The sequence below is a fragment of the Kocuria sp. U4B genome, assembly GCF_054875615.1.
Window position 1 is genome coordinate 2,565,737 of the sequence record NZ_CM142180.1, and the last position, 17,096, is coordinate 2,582,832.

At 72.6% G+C, this 17,096-nt stretch carries 18 protein-coding genes; 16 read left to right on the plus strand and 2 right to left on the minus strand.

Going from position 1 to position 17,096, the window contains the following annotated elements; all coding sequences use genetic code 11:
* Window positions 1–2 precede the first annotated feature (2 nt).
* Both ACYSMR_RS12205 and ACYSMR_RS12210 read right to left on the minus strand, forming a co-directional pair.
* Window positions 3–950 (minus strand): sugar-binding transcriptional regulator, encoded by a 948-nt coding sequence (locus ACYSMR_RS12205; RefSeq protein WP_461745521.1) that lies wholly within the window; start codon window positions 948–950, stop codon window positions 3–5.
* Between the two features lie 215 nt (window positions 951–1,165).
* Window positions 1,166–1,696 carry a histidine phosphatase family protein gene (locus tag ACYSMR_RS12210; RefSeq protein ID WP_461745523.1) on the minus strand — a complete coding sequence of 177 codons (531 nt, stop codon included), beginning with the start codon at window positions 1,694–1,696 and terminating at the stop codon, window positions 1,166–1,168.
* Between ACYSMR_RS12210 and ACYSMR_RS12215 the strand changes: the two genes are divergently transcribed.
* The 16 genes from ACYSMR_RS12215 (at window position 1,587) to glgX (ending at window position 17,021) form a co-directional block, all read left to right on the plus strand.
* On the plus strand, window positions 1,587–2,702 hold the full coding sequence (locus ACYSMR_RS12215; RefSeq protein WP_461745525.1) for an MFS transporter: 1,116 nt from the start codon (window positions 1,587–1,589) through the stop codon (window positions 2,700–2,702). The two genes, ACYSMR_RS12210 and ACYSMR_RS12215, sit on opposite strands and share 110 nt — an antisense overlap.
* Complete coding sequence (locus ACYSMR_RS12220) at window positions 2,672–2,854, plus strand: hypothetical protein (protein WP_461745527.1); 183 nt, start codon at window positions 2,672–2,674, stop codon at window positions 2,852–2,854. The genes ACYSMR_RS12215 and ACYSMR_RS12220 overlap by 31 nt, the downstream gene beginning before the upstream one ends.
* Window positions 2,855–3,104: 250 nt before the next feature.
* Window positions 3,105–3,770, plus strand: coding sequence for a PTS glucitol/sorbitol transporter subunit IIC (gene srlA, locus ACYSMR_RS12225; RefSeq protein ID WP_251333159.1), 666 nt, complete (start codon window positions 3,105–3,107; stop codon window positions 3,768–3,770).
* A 2-nt stretch (window positions 3,771–3,772) separates the two neighbouring features.
* Window positions 3,773–4,852, plus strand: a complete 1,080-nt coding sequence (gene srlE, locus ACYSMR_RS12230) for a PTS glucitol/sorbitol transporter subunit IIB (RefSeq protein ID WP_461745530.1) — start codon at window positions 3,773–3,775, stop codon at window positions 4,850–4,852.
* Window positions 4,853–4,907: 55 nt separating this feature from the next.
* On the plus strand, window positions 4,908–5,300 hold the full coding sequence (locus tag ACYSMR_RS12235) for a PTS glucitol/sorbitol transporter subunit IIA (protein WP_461745532.1): 393 nt from the start codon (window positions 4,908–4,910) through the stop codon (window positions 5,298–5,300).
* A gap of 13 nt (window positions 5,301–5,313) precedes the next feature.
* Window positions 5,314–5,760: a transcriptional regulator GutM gene (locus ACYSMR_RS12240; RefSeq protein WP_461745534.1), complete on the plus strand. Its 447-nt coding sequence runs from the start codon at window positions 5,314–5,316 to the stop codon at window positions 5,758–5,760.
* 25 nt (window positions 5,761–5,785) lie between these two features.
* A complete protein-coding gene (locus tag ACYSMR_RS12245; RefSeq protein ID WP_461745536.1) occupies window positions 5,786–7,132 on the plus strand; it encodes an NAD(P)H-dependent oxidoreductase in 1,347 nt (448 codons plus the stop codon).
* A complete protein-coding gene (locus tag ACYSMR_RS12250) occupies window positions 7,129–8,100 on the plus strand; it encodes a thiamine pyrophosphate-dependent dehydrogenase E1 component subunit alpha (RefSeq protein ID WP_461745538.1) in 972 nt (323 codons plus the stop codon). The genes ACYSMR_RS12245 and ACYSMR_RS12250 overlap by 4 nt, the downstream gene beginning before the upstream one ends.
* Before the next feature lie 9 nt (window positions 8,101–8,109).
* A complete protein-coding gene (locus ACYSMR_RS12255) occupies window positions 8,110–9,120 on the plus strand; it encodes an alpha-ketoacid dehydrogenase subunit beta (protein ID WP_461745540.1) in 1,011 nt (336 codons plus the stop codon).
* 1 nt (window position 9,121) lies between these two features.
* Complete coding sequence (locus ACYSMR_RS12260) at window positions 9,122–10,495, plus strand: dihydrolipoamide acetyltransferase family protein (RefSeq protein ID WP_461745542.1); 1,374 nt, start codon at window positions 9,122–9,124, stop codon at window positions 10,493–10,495.
* A 105-nt stretch (window positions 10,496–10,600) separates the two neighbouring features.
* The gene (locus ACYSMR_RS12265) at window positions 10,601–11,347 is read left to right on the plus strand and encodes an IspD/TarI family cytidylyltransferase (protein ID WP_251333151.1); all 747 of its coding nucleotides are present in this window, start codon (window positions 10,601–10,603) and stop codon (window positions 11,345–11,347) included.
* 37 nt (window positions 11,348–11,384) lie between these two features.
* On the plus strand, window positions 11,385–11,762 hold the full coding sequence (locus ACYSMR_RS12270) for a hypothetical protein (RefSeq protein WP_461745544.1): 378 nt from the start codon (window positions 11,385–11,387) through the stop codon (window positions 11,760–11,762).
* Between the two features lie 70 nt (window positions 11,763–11,832).
* Window positions 11,833–12,318 carry a 2-C-methyl-D-erythritol 2,4-cyclodiphosphate synthase gene (gene ispF, locus ACYSMR_RS12275; RefSeq protein WP_461745546.1) on the plus strand — a complete coding sequence of 162 codons (486 nt, stop codon included), beginning with the start codon at window positions 11,833–11,835 and terminating at the stop codon, window positions 12,316–12,318.
* A 47-nt stretch (window positions 12,319–12,365) separates the two neighbouring features.
* Window positions 12,366–13,796 carry a cysteine--tRNA ligase gene (gene cysS / locus ACYSMR_RS12280; protein ID WP_309125383.1) on the plus strand — a complete coding sequence of 477 codons (1,431 nt, stop codon included), beginning with the start codon at window positions 12,366–12,368 and terminating at the stop codon, window positions 13,794–13,796.
* Window positions 13,797–13,840: 44 nt separating this feature from the next.
* Window positions 13,841–14,815 carry a 23S rRNA (guanosine(2251)-2'-O)-methyltransferase RlmB gene (rlmB, locus tag ACYSMR_RS12285; protein ID WP_251333147.1) on the plus strand — a complete coding sequence of 325 codons (975 nt, stop codon included), beginning with the start codon at window positions 13,841–13,843 and terminating at the stop codon, window positions 14,813–14,815.
* Entirely contained in the window at window positions 14,802–17,021 is a 2,220-nt protein-coding gene (gene glgX / locus ACYSMR_RS12290) for a glycogen debranching protein GlgX (RefSeq protein WP_251333146.1), read from the plus strand. The genes rlmB and glgX overlap by 14 nt, the downstream gene beginning before the upstream one ends.
* The last annotated feature ends 75 nt before the right edge of the window (window positions 17,022–17,096 follow it).

The following is a 17,096-nucleotide window of genomic DNA, read 5'->3' on the forward strand; positions in this document are numbered from 1 at the left end:
CGCTACACCTGCAGCAGGCCCTCGCCGAGCTCGGCGTCCACCACGAGGACGTCGATTAGGCCGCCGCGCAGGGCGCCGTGCACCGCCCGGACCTTCTGGGCGCCTTCGGCGAGGGCGACGACCGTGGGGATGGACCTCAGGGTGTCCAGGTCGATGCCGATGACCCGGCTGTCCGCGGGGGAGCTCACCAGGCGGCCCTCGGCGTCGAAGAACCGGGTGCAGGCGTCCCCCACGACGGGGGAGCTCTCGAAGCTCTCGGCCTCCGCGGCGGTGAACTCCATGGCCTCGACGATGGCGGCGGTGGAGCCGTGGTGGACGCTGCCGATGCCGATGATGGCGATGTCGGCCTTGCCGGCGTCGTCCAGCACCTGGCTGATCGACGGTTCGCCGAGCAGCGCGTCCCGCACCTGCGCCGACCGCACCACGGCCGGGGCCAGGAGGGGGCGGTAGTGCGCGCCCAGCTTCGTGGCCAGGCCGCGGGCCACGGCGTTGGGGTTCTGGCTCGCGTCCACGGTGGAGAACCCGCCCACCAGGGGGAGGACCTCCAGGTCGGGGTGCGGTGACCCGTCCTGGAGGTTCGTCACCAGCGACTGCACGGTCCGTCCCCAGGACAGCGCGACCCGGCGGGCATCTGCGAGGTTGTCCTGCAGCCAGGCGGCCCCGACCGAGCCCACGGCGTCCAGGGGCGTCCGGTGCACGCCGTCCACCGCCACCAGGCAGGCCCTCAGGCCGAACTCGGCCTGGAGCGCGTCCTCCAGCTCGTGGCCCCGCACCGCCGGCTCGTGGATCCGGATCTCCACGATCCCGGCCTCCCGCGCGGCGGTGAGGATGCGGGAGACGTTGGACCGGCTGACGCCCAGCGCCCGGGCGATGTCGCTCTGGGGCCGGTTCTCCAGGTAGTACATGCGTGCGGCACGAGCGAGCATGGCTGATTCACGGGGTGCCGGCATGCACTGCTCCACTGGGAAGTCGGCGGGGTCGCATCGGCACGTCCGGGAGGGCGGCGGCCGCACGGACCGGGTCGGCGAGGCGCCACCGCGGGGAGCCGATGCCCCGGGGGAGTGGCCGGCCGTGTCCTGTTCCCCTCAACGCCCCGGCCTCCATGCGTGAAGTGTACAACGGCCGCATTCCGGGCCCCCGCGGCGGCGGGGGCTGCGGCGGGGGCTCAGGCGAGCGGTGCGCCGGCGGGCCCGGCCGGGGCGTGGGCGCCGATGCTACTGGGGGGTGCGCCCATCCAGGTGCGGCACGTCCAGGGGCGTGCGCCCTGGGGGGTGGCCTGGAGGACCACCACGCCGGTGTTCTCCAGCGGGCGCCGTTCCAGGGTGGCGGCGTCGAGGTTGTCCGCCCGCCGGGCGCTCCAGCAGCGGATGGCCGTGCCGTGGCCGACCACCGCCACGGTGTCCTGCCCGGCCGCCCGGGCGGGCGGGGGCTCTTGCCCCGTGGCGGGAGCGCGACGACACTGGCAGGCGTCACGGCGCACGCGGAGTCCGCTCACCGGCCAGCCGCCTGCGACCGGCCTCCTGGCCGGGTGCGCCGACGGCCCCAGCAGTGTTCTCCCTCGTGACCCCACTCGGCGAGGAGCCGGCATGGTCCCCAGCGATCCGCCCGCCGCGGAGGGGCGGTTTGCGCGCCTGCTGCGGCTCCAAGGCATCTCCCGGCCGATCGCCTGGGGATTCGTGGCGCTGGCCGTCTTCATGGTCGGCGACGGCATCGAGACCGGCTTCCTGTCCCCGTACCTGGACGCCGTGGGCTTCTCGAGGGGCGACGTCGCGACGCTGCGGGCCGCCTACGGCGTCGTCGTCGCCACGGCGGCCTGGCTCAGCGGCGCCCTGGCCGAGGCCTGGGGACCCAGGCGCGTCGTGCTGGTCGGGTTCGGGATCTGGTGCGCCTCCGAGACCGTCTTCCTGGGGGTGGGCCTGGTGCAGCGGAACTTCACCGTCATGCTCATCGCCTTCGCCGTCCGCGGGCTGGGGCATGCGATGTTCGCCTACGGATTCCTGGTGTGGGTGACCATGGGCACCCCGGCCGCGATGATGGGCCGGGCCGTGGGGTGGTACTGGTTCTTCTCCACCCTGGGCCACGGCGTCATCGGCTCCTACCTCGCCGGGGCCGCCATCCCCCTCATCGGCGAGCTGGCCACCCTGTGGCTGTCGCCGGCCTTCGTGGGCGTGGGCGGGCTGATGATCCTCCTCCTGCTGCGCGACCCGCAGGCCGCCCCCGTCACCGTCGGTGGCAGCCTCCGAGGCCTGGTCAGCGGCGTCGCCGTCGTCGGTTCCCACCCCCGGGTCGGCCTCGGCGGGATCGTGCGCCTGATCAACACGCTGTCCTTCTACGCCTTCGTGGTGTTCCTGACGACCTACATGGTCCGCGACGTCGGCTTCGGGACCGCCCAGTGGCAGGTCGTCTGGGGCACGATGTCCGCCGCCAACGTCGCCGCGAACCTGCTCTCCGGATATCTCGCCGACTGGCTCGGGCGGGTCCGGGTCGTGGCCTGGGCCGGGGGGTCGGCTGCTTCGCCACCGTGCTGGGCCTGTACTACGTGCCCACCCTGCTGGGCCCCCGCCTCGGCCCCACCGTGGCGGTGGCCGTGCTCTACGGCCTGGCCCTGGGGATGTTCGTCCCGCTCTCGGCGATCGTCCCGCTCCTGGCTCCCGGCCACAGGGCGGCCGCGGTGGCCGTGCTCAACCTGGGGGCCGGCCTGAGCCAGTTCCTCGGGCCCGTCGTCGCAGGCCTCGTCACCCCGATCGGCATCGAGGCCACCGTGTGGATCATCGCAGCCCTCTACCTGGTCGGTTTCGGACTCACGTTCGCCCTCAGGACGACGGGGACCGGCTCCCGGGACCCGGAGGCCTGAGGCCTGCCGGCCGGGACGGGGATCCCGGCCGCAGTGGAAGGCGCCAGGACGGGGCGCGTGGGGATCTGCTGCCGCCCGGGGCCGCGGTAACAACTCGACCCCTCTCTTGTCACCGTTCGGGGGATCGTGTTAGATGGATCACATGCACATATGGGATGACGGATAATCACATATGTGCATGTGAGGACTCTCCGAGCGCCGAGCACGCTCCCATCCAACCGGCCGGAAGGCCACGAGCAGAGGAGTCGCCGTGATCACACAGCTCCTGGCTACAACGCAACCCATCGCTCCACCGCCCGGTCAGGACAACCCCGTGCTCGGGGCCCTGGACTGGGCGGCCACGAACTTCATCGGGCTCTTCAACGAGGCCGGCGAGACCTTCATGAGCCTCGTCACCGGGATCCTCCCGACCCTGCTGGTGCTGCTGACGACGATGTACGCCATCACCACGTGGGTGGGGGAGGAGCGCATGGACCGAGCGATCCAGCGCTCCGGCAAGTACGCCATCACGCGGTACACGGTCATGCCGATCCTCGCCGTGATCATCCTGACCAACCCGATGTGCTACTCCTTCGCGAAGTTCCTGCCCGAGCGGCAGAAGCCCGCCTTCTACGACTCGGCCGTCTCCTTCGTGCACCCGGTCACGTCCTTCTTCCCGCACGCCAACGCGGGGGAGCTCTTCGTCTGGACCGGTGTGGCCTCGGGCGTCCTGCAGGCCAGCGAGGCCTCCTACGCCCGCCTGGCGCTGCTCTACTTCCTGGTCGGCATCGTCGTGATCTTCATCCGCGGCATGGTCACCGAGTGGATCACCCGCCTGATGATCCGGCGCACCGGCAGGTCGGAACTGTTCGACGAGTTCGACCGCCACTTCGCCGCCAGCAAGCCCGGCGTCACTGCGGCCGTGAAGGAGGCCTAGGCATGAGCGAGAACAGCAACGCTGCCCAGCGCAGCGACGAGAGCACCCAGTACCGGTCCGTGACCGTCAACCGCGGCGGCGCCGGCTGGGGCAAGGGCCTGCACCTGACGCCCACCCCGGAGAAGAACATCGTGCTGTCCGTGACCGGCGGGGGCATCCACCCGGTCGCCGCGCGGATCGCGGAGCTGACCGGGGCCGAGGCCGTGGACGGCTTCACGACCACCGTCCCGGACGAGTCGGTGCTCGCGGCCGTGATCAACTGCGGCGGCACCGCGAGGATCGGTGTCTATCCGCGCAAGAAGATCGCCACGGTCGACGTCTATCCGGGCGAGCCCTCCGGGCCCCTGGCGCAGTTCATCACCGAGGACCTGTTCGTGTCGGCCGTCGGTGTGGACCAGGTCCAGCCCGCGGACGGCGAGCAGCCGGCCACCGCCGTTCCTCCGGCCGACGCGGGACAGCCCACGGCGGCGTCGACCCCCTTCGCCCGTCCTCCGGCCAAGGAGCGCCTGGCGCAGACCGCCGAGGCCATGGGCGGGAGCAAGGGCGGGGGCGCGTTCTCGCGCTTCGTCGTCAGCTTCGGCTCCGCCATCGGCTACTTCATCAACACGCTGCTCTCGGCGGGCCGCCAGGCGGTGACGCTGACCATCCAGACGATCCTGCCGTTCATGGTCTACGTCAGCCTCCTGATCGGCATCGTCACCTACACGGGCGTCTCCGAGTGGATCGCCCGGGGCGTGCAACCCCTGGCCAGCAACCCGCTGGGCCTCATCCTGCTGGGGTTCATCACGGCGATCCCGATCCTCTCGCCGATCCTGGGGCCCGGGGCGGCCATCGCCCAGGTGGTGGGCGTGCTCATGGGCACCCAGATCGCCCAGGGCGCCCTGCCCGTGCAGTACGCCCTGCCGACCCTGTTCGCCATCAACGGCCAGGTCGGGTGCGACTTCGTCCCCGTGGGGCTGTCGCTGGGCGAGGCCAAGCCCGAGACCGTGGCGGTGGGCACGCCGGCGGTGCTGTTCTCCCGCATGATCACCTCCCCGCTGGCCGTGCTCATCGCCTGGGCCGCCAGCTTCCTGCTGGTCTGAGAGGACGACACCGATGGATCCGATCCGAACCACGAACGACGCAAGGAGCAACGAGATGACCGCGCAGACCGAGGCCGTGATCTACGACAGCGAAGTCAGCAGCGTGGGCGAGGAGGCCGCGTCGATGGTGGAGGGCGGCGTGCTGATCTTCTTCGCCGATCCCTGCCCCGCCGCGCTGGCGGAGGTGAGCGTGGTGCACAGGCCCACGGTGCCCGCCACCCGCGCGCCCCAGCCCGGGGACGTCGTGCAGCTCGGCGACAGCAGCGTCCGCATCACCAAGGTGGGCGACCTGGCTGCCTCCAACCTGCAGGAGCTGGGGCATGTGGTGGTCTACCTGGACCCCGCGGAGAACGTCAAGCTGCTCCCCGGGGCCATCCACGCCCACGGCACCCTGGACCTGCCGGCCCCGGGCGCGCGCTTCGCCATCCGCGCCGGATCCGCCGAGTAGCGGGGGGCACGTCATGAACACCGAGTTCGCCCTGCTGTTCGGCGCGGCCCTGGTCCTCGGGGCCGGGGGAACGCTGCTGCAGCACCGCGCCTACGCCCGCGCGGTCAACAAGCTGGCGGAGACCTACCGCGGCCGGGCCGCGAAGCTCGTGTCCGGCCGGCACAAGGGGAAGCTGCGCGGGGCCGTCGTCCTGCTCGTCGTCGACGAGGCGACGCGTGAGGTGCTGGCCGCCGAGAGGATGACCGGCATGTCGGTCCTCGCCCGCTTCCGGCCCGCCCCGGAGCTGCTCGGCCCCGTCGGCGACGCCGACCAGCGCGCCACCAAGCCGCAGCTGGCCCTGGCCGTGCAGGACGCGCGGCAGCAGTTCGCCGCCCTGATGCGGCAGCAGAAGAAGGTCCCCGCCGCGCCGCAGGGGCCGGCCCGGAAGACCGCCCACCAGACCTCCGTCCCACAACGGTAGAACACCTCAGCTAAGGAGCCCTCCCATGGGATACAGCAAGAAACTCGTCGCCCGCCAGGCCGCCACCGGCCGCCCCGTGCGCGTCGGCCTCGTCGGGGCAGGGCAGATGGGATCCGGGTTCATCGCCCAGATCGCCCGCCAGCCCGGCATGGACATCACGGCCGTGGCCGACATCGCCACCGACCGCGCCGTCACCGCGCTGGCCAACGCCGGCGTCACCGACGTGCAGCAGAGCGAGGACATCGCCGAGCTCGTGGCCGCCGTCGAGGCCGGCGGCCACGTGGTCGTCAGCGACGCCGTGGCCCTGACCCGGCTCCCCGTCGACATCGTGATCGAGTGCTCCGGCGTGCCGGAGGTCGCCGCGAAGGTGGCCCTGGCGGCGATCCTCGCCGGCAAGGACGTGGCCCTGATGACCGTCGAGGCCGACGTGACGGTCGGTCTCCTGCTCGCCCGCCTGGCCCAGCGCAGCGGCGTCGTGTACACCGTGTGCCGCGGTGACGAGCCGGTCGAGTGCCTGAAGCTGATGGAGTTCGTGGAGGACATCGGCCTGGACGTCGTGTGCGTCGGCAAGGGCAAGAACAACCCGCTGCGCCCCACCGACACCCCGGAGGACCTGACCGCCGAGGCGGAGGCGAAGGGCATGAACCCCCGGATGCTCTGCTCCTTCGTGGACGGCACCAAGACCATGATCGAGATGGCCGACCTCGCCAACGCCGCGAACCTGGAGCTCACCCAGCGCGGCATGATCGGCCCGGAGAGCACCGTCGCCGGCCTGCCGGACGTCTTCAAGCCCCAGGCCGACGGCGGCATCCTCGACCGCTCCGGTGTCATCGACTACGCGACCGGGCCGGTGGCCCCCGGGGTGTTCGTCATCGGCAAGTCGACGGACCCCGTCGTGAGCGAGGAGCTGCGCTACCTGAAGCTCGGCGAGGGCCCGTACTTCTCGTTCTACCGCCCCTACCACCTGGCCAGCATCGAGGCCGTGCTCTCCATCGGGGAGGCCGTCCTCGAGCGCCAGCCCTCCCTGGCGCCGGTCGCCTGGAACGCCGAGGTGACCGCGGTCGCCAAGCGGGACCTCAAGGCCGGCGAGAAGATCGACGGCATCGGCGGCTTCACGGTCCACGGCGTGGCCGTGTCCGCCCAGGAGGCCGCCGCCGGGCGCGAGCTGCCGATCGGGCTGGCCTCCGCGGCCACCCTGGTCCGCGACGTCCCCGCCGGTGTGCCGGTCACCTACGACGACGTGGAGCTGGACGAGACCCGCACCATCGTCGTCCTGCGCAAGCTCCAGGACCTCCTGCTCAAGGACGGGAACCTGTCCACGATCGACTCCCTTTTCCAGGACGCAGTCCAGAAGGAGAACGTGCTCCAGTGAACAACCTCGCCGCAGACAAGGACAAGGCAGTCGAGATCCTCACCACCATGTGGCGCATCCGCCGCTTCGAGGAAGCGGTCGACGACCTCTTCGGGCGCGGGCTGATGCACGGCACGATGCACCTGTCGATCGGCCAGGAGGCCGTCCCCACAGGCGCCTGCCTGGCCCTGACGCGGGAGGACTACATCACCTCCACCCACCGCGGCCACGGCCACTGCATCGCCAAGGGCGCCAGCATCGAGCGGATGATGGCCGAGCTGCTGGCCAAGGAGACCGGCTACTGCAAGGGCCGGGGCGGGTCCATGCACATCGCCGACCCCGAGACCGGCAACCTCGGCGCCAACGGCATCGTGGCCGGGGGCATCCCCATCGCCACCGGCGCAGGCCTGGCCGCCCAGATGAAGGGCACCGACCAGGTCGCCGTCTGCTTCCACGGGGACGGGGCGATGGGCGAGGGCGCCTGGCACGAGGGCGTGGTGCTGGCCAACATGTGGCAGCTGCCCGTGGTGTTCATCTGCGAGAACAACAAGTACGGCATGTCCATGAGCTCCGAGCAGGCCTTCCGGCTGGAGAAGCTCTCCGACCGGGCCCTGGGCTACGGGATCCCCGGGGTGACCGTGGACGGCAACGACGTCCAGGCGGTCCACGACGCGGTGGCCACGGCCGTGGCCCGGGCCCGGGCCGGGGAGGGGCCGACGTTCATCGAGACCCTGACCTACCGCTGGAAGGGCCACTCCAAGAGCGACAAGAACCTCTACCGCACCCGCGAGGAGATCGAGCAGTGGCAGGGCCGGGACCCGATCCTCGCCTTCGAGAAGGAGGTCGTCGAGCACGGCACCCTCGACGAGAAGCAGCTGGAGGAGATCCGCACCACGGTACGCGACGAGCTGCGCGCGGCCGTGCGGGCCGCCAACGCCGCCCCGGAACCCTCCGCCGACGACCTCCTGTCCGCCGTCTACGCGAAGTGAGCGAGAACCATGACTGACACCCTGACCGACGTGCAGACGCGCACGATGACGTACTCCGAAGCCATCCGCGAAGCCCTGCTCCTGGCCATGGAGGCCGACGACCGGGTCTTCATGATGGGGGAGGACGTCGGCACCTACGGCGGAGCCTTCGGGGTCACCGGGGACCTGGTCCACAAGGTGGGACCGCAGCGGATGCGGGACACCACGATCAGCGAGCTCGGGATCGTCGGCGCCGGGGTCGGCGCCGCGCTGGCCGGCATGAAGCCGATCGTGGAGATCCAGTTCTCCGACTTCACCGCCCAGGCGATGGACCAGATCGTCAACCAGGCCGCCAAGATCCACTTCATGCTCGGCGGATCCGTCAACGTCCCCCTGGTCATCCGCGCCCCGGGCGGGTCCGGCACCGGCGCCGCGGCCCAGCACTCCCAGAGCCTGGAGGCGTGGTTCGCCCACGTCCCGGGGCTCAAGGTCGTCATGCCCTCCAACGCCCGCGACGCGAAGGGCCTGCTGCTGGCCGCGCTCGAGGACCCGAACCCGGTGATGATCCTCGAGCACAAGCTGCTCTACAAGACCTCCGGGCCGGTCCCCGAGGGGGCCTACCGCACGCCCCTGGGCGTGGCCGAGGTCGTGCGGGAGGGCAAGGACCTGACCATCGTCGCCACCGGTGTGGAAGTCAGCCGCTCCCTGGAGGCCGCCGCCCTCCTGGCCGAGCAGGGCATCGAGGCGACCGTGGTGGACCCCAGGACGCTGACCCCCCTGGACACGGACACCATCTTCGCCGCCGTCAAGCGCACCGGGCGCGTCCTGCTGGTGCAGGAAGCGGTCAAGACCGGCGGGTTCATCAGCGAGATCTCGGCCCTGATCGCCGAGTCCGACACCTTCGGCCACCTCCGGGCGCCGATCAGGCGCCTCGCCGGGCTGGACGTCCCCATCCCCTACGCCCCGAAGCTCGAGAAGGCCGCCGTGCCTCAGGTCGACGACATCGTGGCAGCCGCCACCCAACTGGTCCAGGAGTGGTGAGATGGCCCGCAAACCGGTCACGATGCCCAAGATGTCCATGACCATGGAGGAGGGCACCATGGCGCAGTGGTTCAAGCAGCCCGGGGACACGGTCACGGCCGGGGAGCCGATCTGCGAGGTGGAGACCGACAAGGTCGAGATGGAGGTGGAGGCCCCGTTCAGCGGGGTGCTGGAGGAGATCGTGGCCCAACCCGAGGACGTGGTCCCGGTGGGCGAGCCGCTGTGCTGGGTGAGCACCGAGGCGGAGGACCTGCTGGGGGACCTCTTCGACGCCCCGGCCGCACCGGAGGCGGCCGAGCCGGTGGGCGGGCCGCCGGTGCCCTCGGCGGCCGAGGCCCGGGGCGGGGTCTCGGTGCCGGTGGCGGTCGAGTCCCCGGGCGCGGTCCCGGACCTGGCACCAGCCGCCCCGCAGGCGGCCGGGGGGAGCGGATGGAAGGGCGCCTGGCCGGTCGCGGTCCCGGCGGCCCGCCGGCTCGCGGCCGAGTCCCGGGTGGACCTGGCCTCCGTGCGGCCCACGGGGCCGTGGAACACCGTGCGCGTGCAGGACGTGGAGGCCGTCGCCGGCGCCCGGCCGCGAGCCGCGGCCCCGGTCGCGACGCCGACCCGGCAGCCCGTCGCCACGACCGTGCCGCCCACGACGGCGGCGCCCGCCCCGGCGCCCGCGCCGTCCCCGAGGGCGGGAGCACCGCGGACGGAGGAGGTGTCCAAGGCGGAGATCCGCCGCCGCCGGCTGCGCAAGCAGACGGCGAAGGTGATGACGGCCTCCGCCCAGGTCCCGCAGTTCACCGTCTACGCGGACCTGGACCTCACCGACCTCGAGAAGGTCCGCAGGACCGTGCTCAAGGGCGCGGGATGGACCGCGATCCTGCTCAAGGCCCAGGCCGTCGCGCTGCGCACCCACCACTCCCTCAACGCCTACTGGACGGAGGAGGGGCTGGCACCGAACGCGGACGTGGGGATCGCCCTGGCGGTGGACACGGACAACGGCCTCCTGGCGCCCGTGCTCAAGAACCCGGACATCGTCCCCCTGCTGGAGCTCGACCGGCAGATCCGTGCTGCGGCCGCCGACGCCCGGAGGGGCTCCCTCAAGCTGGAGCAGCTGAGCGGAGGAACCGCCGTGCTGTCCAACCTGGGGGGCTTCGGGATCAGCTCCTTCAACGCGCTGCTCACGCCCCCGCAGGCCACGGCCCTGTCCCTGGGCTCGATCGAGCGCAGGATCGTCGTGGGCGAGGACGGCACGTTCGGGGCGCGCCTGCTGTGCACCGTCGGGCTGACCGCCGACCACCGCAGCGCCGACGGGGCGGACGCGGCCCGGTTCATCGCCACGCTGCGCACCGTCCTCGCCGACCCCGCCCGGCTGGGCGCCGTCGAGTAGGCCGCCGGCCAGCAGGTCCCCGGCCGGCTGGGCGCCGTCGAGCAGGCCCCCAGCCGGCCGGTGGCCGGGTGGTTGCCGGGATGGCGCCGCGACTAGGATCGAGGCATGAAGCCCCCAGCAGGCCAGGACTCCGCCACCCGACCCACGGCAGCCGGGATCGTGCTGGCAGCCGGTTCGGGCACCCGCTTCGGCGGGTCCGTGAACAAGGCGTACCTGCCCCTCGCGGGGCAGAGCCTGATCTCCTGGTCGCTCAACGTCATGGCCGCCATCAGTGACATCTCACCGCTGGTGCTGGTCATCAGGCCGGAGGACCACCGGCGTGCCGAGGCGGTTCTCGACAAGGAGGTGACGGCCGACGTCGAGATCGTCTACGGGGACTCGACCCGACAGGGATCGGAGCTGCGTGCCTTCCGCCACCTGGTGCCGCGCATCGACGCGGGACTGGTGGACTCCATCCTCATCCACGACTCCGCCCGTCCCCTGCTCTCCGTGGAGCTGTGCGCCGCGGTGCTGCACGCGACCCGCGAGTACGGGGCCGCGATCCCGGCCCTGTACGGTCCCGACCTGTCCGTGACCGGCGAGGAAGGCGCCACGTCCGTGGAGCTGCACGGCGACCACCTGGTCCGCGCGCAGACCCCTCAGGGCTTCGCCGCCCAGCCCCTGGTGGACGCCTACGAGGCGGCGGCCCGGGACGGCCTGGACGCCACGGACACGGCGGGCTGCGTCGCCCGCTACACGGACCTGTCCATCCGGTGGATCTCGGGCGAGGACCAGAACTTCAAGATCACCTACGCCCACGACCTCGTCGTGGCCCAGCAACTGCTCGCCGCTCTGGACCACGAGGTCCACTGACCTGGGGCCGCGCCGTCCCCGAGAATCGAAGGTAGCGATGGAACGGATCCAGCACGCATCGTTTGTCTGTGCCTCGTGCCTCCAGGAGTGCGACCACGAGGTCGCCTACGCCGGCCGGCTCCTGGCGGCCTTCAAGTGCAGCAACTGCGGAACCCGGGTGGACATCCAGGTGGCCGACGACTACCTGCCCGACGTCGGACGGCGCCTCGCCAGCAAGCCGCGGCGCATGATGCGCCGGTTCCGCAAGCACCCGCTGGGCTACACGCTGAGCCTGCCCCGGGCCGTGGCCACCAAGCCGCTGGAGGTGCTGGCCGAGGTGCGGCTGGCCATCGCCTCGAGGACGAAGACGCAACAGGACCCGCCGGCACCCGCGCCGCCGGACCGCAGCCTGGAGGGCTCCGGCTGCGAGCAGTAGCGCCCCGGACTCCCCGGCGCCCCCGGGCCGCCGCCCCGGGCGGCGGGCCGGGAGGTGGCACACTGGTGCGGTGACGAAGAACCTGCCCCGCACCGGCATCGCCGTGGACGTCCACGCCTTCGGGCCCGAGGGCACCCCCCTGTGGCTGGCCGGGCTCGAGTGGCCCGGGGAGACCGGCCTGGCCGGGCACTCCGACGGCGACGTCGTCGCCCACGCCGCCGCCGACGCCCTGTTCTCCGCGTCCGGCACGGGCGACCTCGGCTCCAACTTCGGCGTGGACCGCCCCGAACTCAAGGGCGCGCCGGGCGTGCGGATCCTCGCGGAGGCGGCACGGATCGTGCGGGAGGCCGGCTTCGAGATCGGCAACGTCGCGGTGCAGCTGGTCGGCGACCGGCCGCGCTTCGCGCCCCGCCGCGCCGAGGCGGAGGAGGTGCTCTCGGCCGCGGCGGGCGCCCCCGTGACGGTCAGCGCCACGACCTCCGACCACCTCGGCTTCCCCGGCCGCGGCGAGGGCCTCGCGGCCGTGGCCTCCGCCCTCGTGGTGGCCCGCGCCTGAGCCCCGCGCTCCGGGCCGGGGGCGGGCCCGCCACTATGATGGGGCGTGTGACTCTGCGCTTCTACGACACCGCGACCGCCTCCGTGCGCGACTTCGAGCCCGTCCGCCCGGGCGAGGCCCGGCTGTACTACTGCGGTGCCACCGTGCAGGGGATGCCCCACATCGGGCACGTGCGCTCCGCGCTGGTCTTCGACCAGCTCGCCCGCTGGCTGGCCTTCCGCGGCCACCGGGTGACCACCGTGCGCAACGTCACCGACATCGACGACAAGATCCTCGCCAACTCCGCGGCCTCCTTCGCCCCCGACTACGACGGCGAGCACCCCTGCGAGCCGTGGTGGGCGCTGGCCTACCGGTTCGAGCAGGTCTTCAACGCCGCGTACGACGCGATCGGCATCGCCCGCCCCACCTACGAGCCCCGCGCCACGGGCCACGTCCCCGAGATGCACGCCCTGATCGGCCGGCTGGTCGACGCCGGCCACGCCTACCCGGCGCCGGACGGCTCCGGCGACGTCTACTTCGACGTCCGCTCGTGGGAGCGCTACGGCGAGCTCACCCACCAGTCCGTCGAGGACATGCAGGACGCCCCCGACGCCGACCCGCGCGGCAAGCGCGACCCCCGCGACTTCGCCCTGTGGAAGGGCCACAAGGCGGGGGAGCCGGAGACCGCGCGCTGGGACTCCCCCTGGGGTGCCGGCCGACCCGGCTGGCACCTCGAGTGCTCGGCGATGGCCGGGAAGTACCTCGGCGAGCACTTCGACATCCACGGCGGCGGCCTCGACCTGCGATTCCCCCACCACGAGAACGAGCTCGCCCAGTCCGCGGCGGCCGGGCAGCGCTTCGCCGGCTTCTGGCTGCACAACGGGCTGGTCACCTACGCGGGGGAGAAGATGTCCAAGTCCGTGGGCAACACGGTCTCCCCGTCCCAGATGCTCGCCGAGGCCCGCCCCCTGGCCGTGCGGTACTACCTGGGCCAGGCCCACTACCGCTCGGTGCTCGACTACCGGCCCACGTCCCTGACCGAGGCGGCGGCCGCCGTCGAGCGGGTCGAGTCCTTCCTGCGCACCGCCCGGGAGACGGGCGCCGAGCCGTCCTGGACGGAGGCCGACATGCCCGAGGGCTTCGCCGCCGCGATGGACGACGACCTCAACGTCCCCCAGGCGCTGGCCGTGCTGCACGAGACCGTCCGCGCCGGCAACTCCGCGCTCGCGGCCGGCGAGGACGCCGCGGCCCTCGCCCGCAGCGTGCGGGCCATGACCGACGTGCTCGGGCTGACCGGGCTCATGGACCTGGGCGGGTCGGCCGGCAACGCCGCCGAGCACGCCGCCCTGGACGTGCTCGTGCGCTCCCTCCTGGACCAGCGCGAGCAGGCGCGCGCCGCGAAGGACTGGGCCCGGGCCGACGCGATCCGCGACGAGCTCGCCGCGGCCGGCGTCGTCGTCCGGGACGGCGCCGAGGGCTCCGCCTGGTCCGTGGCCTGACCGGCCCCTCCACCGTTTCCACCCCCGACTGAACAGAGGTTCCCATGGCAGCCCCCAAGCGTCCCGGCGCGATCCGCAAGAACAAGAAGGGCCCCCTCGTCGGCACCGGCGGGCACGGCCGCAAGGCCCTCGAGGGCAAGGGCCCCACGCCGAAGGCCGAGGACCGCCCGTACCACAAGGCGCACAAGATGAAGAAGGCCGCCGAGCGCCGCCAGCAGTCCCAGGGCGGGCGCACCCGCAACTCCCGGGGCAAGGTGCACGAGGACCTGGTGACCGGGCGCAACTCGGTCGTCGAGGCGCTGCGCGCGGAGATCCCCGCCAAGGCCCTCTACGCGGCCAGCCGGATCGACGTCGACGACCGCGTGCGGGAGATCCTCCAGATCTGCGCCGAGCGGGGGATCCCCGTGCTCGAGGCCTCCAAGGCCGAGCTGGACCGGCTCACCCTCGACGCCGTCCACCAGGGCGTGGCCCTGCAGGTGCCGGCCTACGAGTACCGGGACGCGGTCGAGACCGCCCGCAAGCTCATGACCCAGTGGGAGAAGCGGCACATCTCCCGGCCCCCGCTGCTCGTGGCCCTCGACGGCATCACCGACCCCCGCAACCTCGGGGCCATCATCCGCAGCGTCTCCGCGTTCTCCGGCAGCGCCGTGATCGTCCCGGAGCGCCGCTCCGTGGGCGTCACCGCCTCCGCCTGGAAGACCAGTGCCGGCGCGGCCGCCCGCGTGCCGGTGACGAAGGCGGCCAACCTCAACCGCACGCTCGAGGAGCTCAAGGGCATGGGCTACTTCGTGGTGGGCCTCGACGGCGACGGCGACGTCAGCCTGCCGGGCCTCGAGCTCGCCACGGAGCCGCTCGTCGTCGTCGTCGGCTCGGAGGGCAAGGGCCTGTCGCGGCTGGTCACCGAGAACTGCGACCAGGTCGTGTCCATCCCCATCGACTCGGCCATGGAGTCCCTCAACGCTTCCATGGCCGTGGGCATCACGCTCTACGAGGTGTCACGGCGACGTGCTGGTTCCTGACCCGCTCCGGAAGGACACCGGCCGCCCCTACGTCTCCCACCCCTACCCGCTCGGCGTCCACCCGTCGTCCGAGCGGGACGGCAGCGCCAACGTGGCGGTCTACGCCCCCGGCGTCCAGGACCTCGACATCGTCTACCGGCTGCCCGGGGGGCGCTGGCAGCGCCGTCGGCTCACGGCCCGCACGGGCGGCGTGCACCACGGGACCATCCCGCCGGCCGAGCAGCAGCGGCTCTCGGAGACGGGCTACCGCTACCTGCTCCACCGGGACGAGGCGCCCGCCCTGCCCGCGGGCACCGAGTACGGCTTCGTCCCCGCGGACTCGCCCGTGGCCGCGGGCCGCCGCGCCCCGGACCCGTCCGACCGCCAGATCCTCCTCGACCCCTACGGCAAGGGGATGCGCCGCGTCGCCGCGCCGCTCGACGTCGACGAGCCCGGCCCCGACGCCTACGGCGGGCGCTACGTCTCGGTGGTCGTCCAGCAGGACTTCGACTGGGACGAGGACCGGCCCCCGGCGGTGCCGTGGCGGGACACCGTCGTCTACGAGGCCCACGTCAAGGGGCTGACGATCCAGCACCCCGGGATCCCCGAGGAGCTGCGGGGCACCTACGCCGGTCTCGCGCACCCGGTGATGACCGAGTACCTGACGTCGCTGGGCGTCACCGCCGTGGAGCTGCTGCCCGTGCACGCCCACCTCGACGAGCCCCACCTCACGGGCCTGGGGCTGAGCAACTACTGGGGTTACAACACCCTGGGCTTCTTCGCCCCGCACGCCGGGTACGCCACCGAGGCCGCCCGCGCCCGGGGTCCGCAGGCCGTGCTGGACGAGTTCAAGGCCATGGTCCGGGACCTGCACCGCGCGGGGCTGGAGGTCTACCTCGACGTGGTCTACAACCACACGGCCGAGGCCGGCCAGGACGAGCCCGCCTACTGCTGGCGCGGGCTCGGCGACGAGGCGTACTACCGCCACGGCGAGGACGGGCGCTACGTCGACGTCACCGGGTGCGGCAACTCCGTGAACTTCGGCAACCCCCGCGTGGTGCAGATGGCCCTCGACTCCCTGCGCTACTGGGTCGAGCGCTGCCACGTCGACGGGTTCCGCTTCGACCTCGCGCCCGAGCTGGCCCGCGACGAGCGCCACCGCTTCACCCGCAACCACCCCTTCCTCGTGGCCGTCGGCGCGGACCGCGCCCTGTTCGGCGTGAAGCTCATCGCCGAGCCGTGGGACGTCGGCATGGGCGGGTGGCAGACCGGGCACTTCCCCGAGGGGTGGGCGGACTGGAACGACCGCTTCCGGGACACGGTGCGGGACTTCTGGCTCACCGGACCGCGCGCCATGAGCGTGGGCGGGGACGGGGGCAACGCCTCCCGGCTGGCGGGCGCGCTCGCCGGCTCCGTCGAGATGTTCGCGTCCTCCGGGCGCAACGCCCTGGCCTCCCTGAACTTCGTGACCGCCCACGACGGGTTCACCCTCGCCGATCTCGTCTCCTACGACAACAAGCGCAACCAGGCGAACCTCGAGAAGAACCGGGACGGCACGAACGACAACCACTCCTGGAACCACGGCGTCGAGGGCCCGGCGCGCGACGCGCGGATCCGTGCCGCCCGCGCGCAGACGTCACGCAATCTCATGGCCACCCTGCTCTTCTCCCAGGGCGTGCCCATGATCACGGCGGGCGACGAGTTCGGCCGCAGCCAGCAGGGCAACAACAACGCCTACTGCCAGGACAACGCGCTCTCCTGGGTGGACTGGCGGCTCACCCCGGCCGCGCGCGCCATGCTGGCCGCCACCCGGGCCCTGATCGCCGTGCGCCGGGAGTTCCTGGCCGGGCAGCCCTCCCACTTCCCGACCCGGCCCGACGAGGTGCTGATGCACTGGTTCCGCCCCGACGGCGCCCCCATGTCGGCCGTCGACTGGCAGACCCCCGGGGCCCGGACCATCCAGGTGCTCATCGGGTCCCGCGGGGGGCGGGTGACGGGGCTGATGGTCGTCAACGGGGCGAGCGCCGACATGGCGATCACCTTCCCCGCCCTCACGGGCCTCGTCCCGGCCGAGGAGGACGGGCCCGCCGACGAGCCGGCCGGCGGGGTCTACTCCCTCGTGCACAGCACCGCGTCGGTGCTCTACGGGCGCTACGGCACCCGGTTCCGCACCGGACAGGCGCAGGGCGTCCCGGCGAGCTCGGTGAGCCTGTTCCGGGTGCTCTGACGCCTCCCGCACCTGCTGGAACGGCGGCGGGGGCCGCACCCGCTCTCCCGGGTGCGGCCCCCGCCGCCGTTCGGA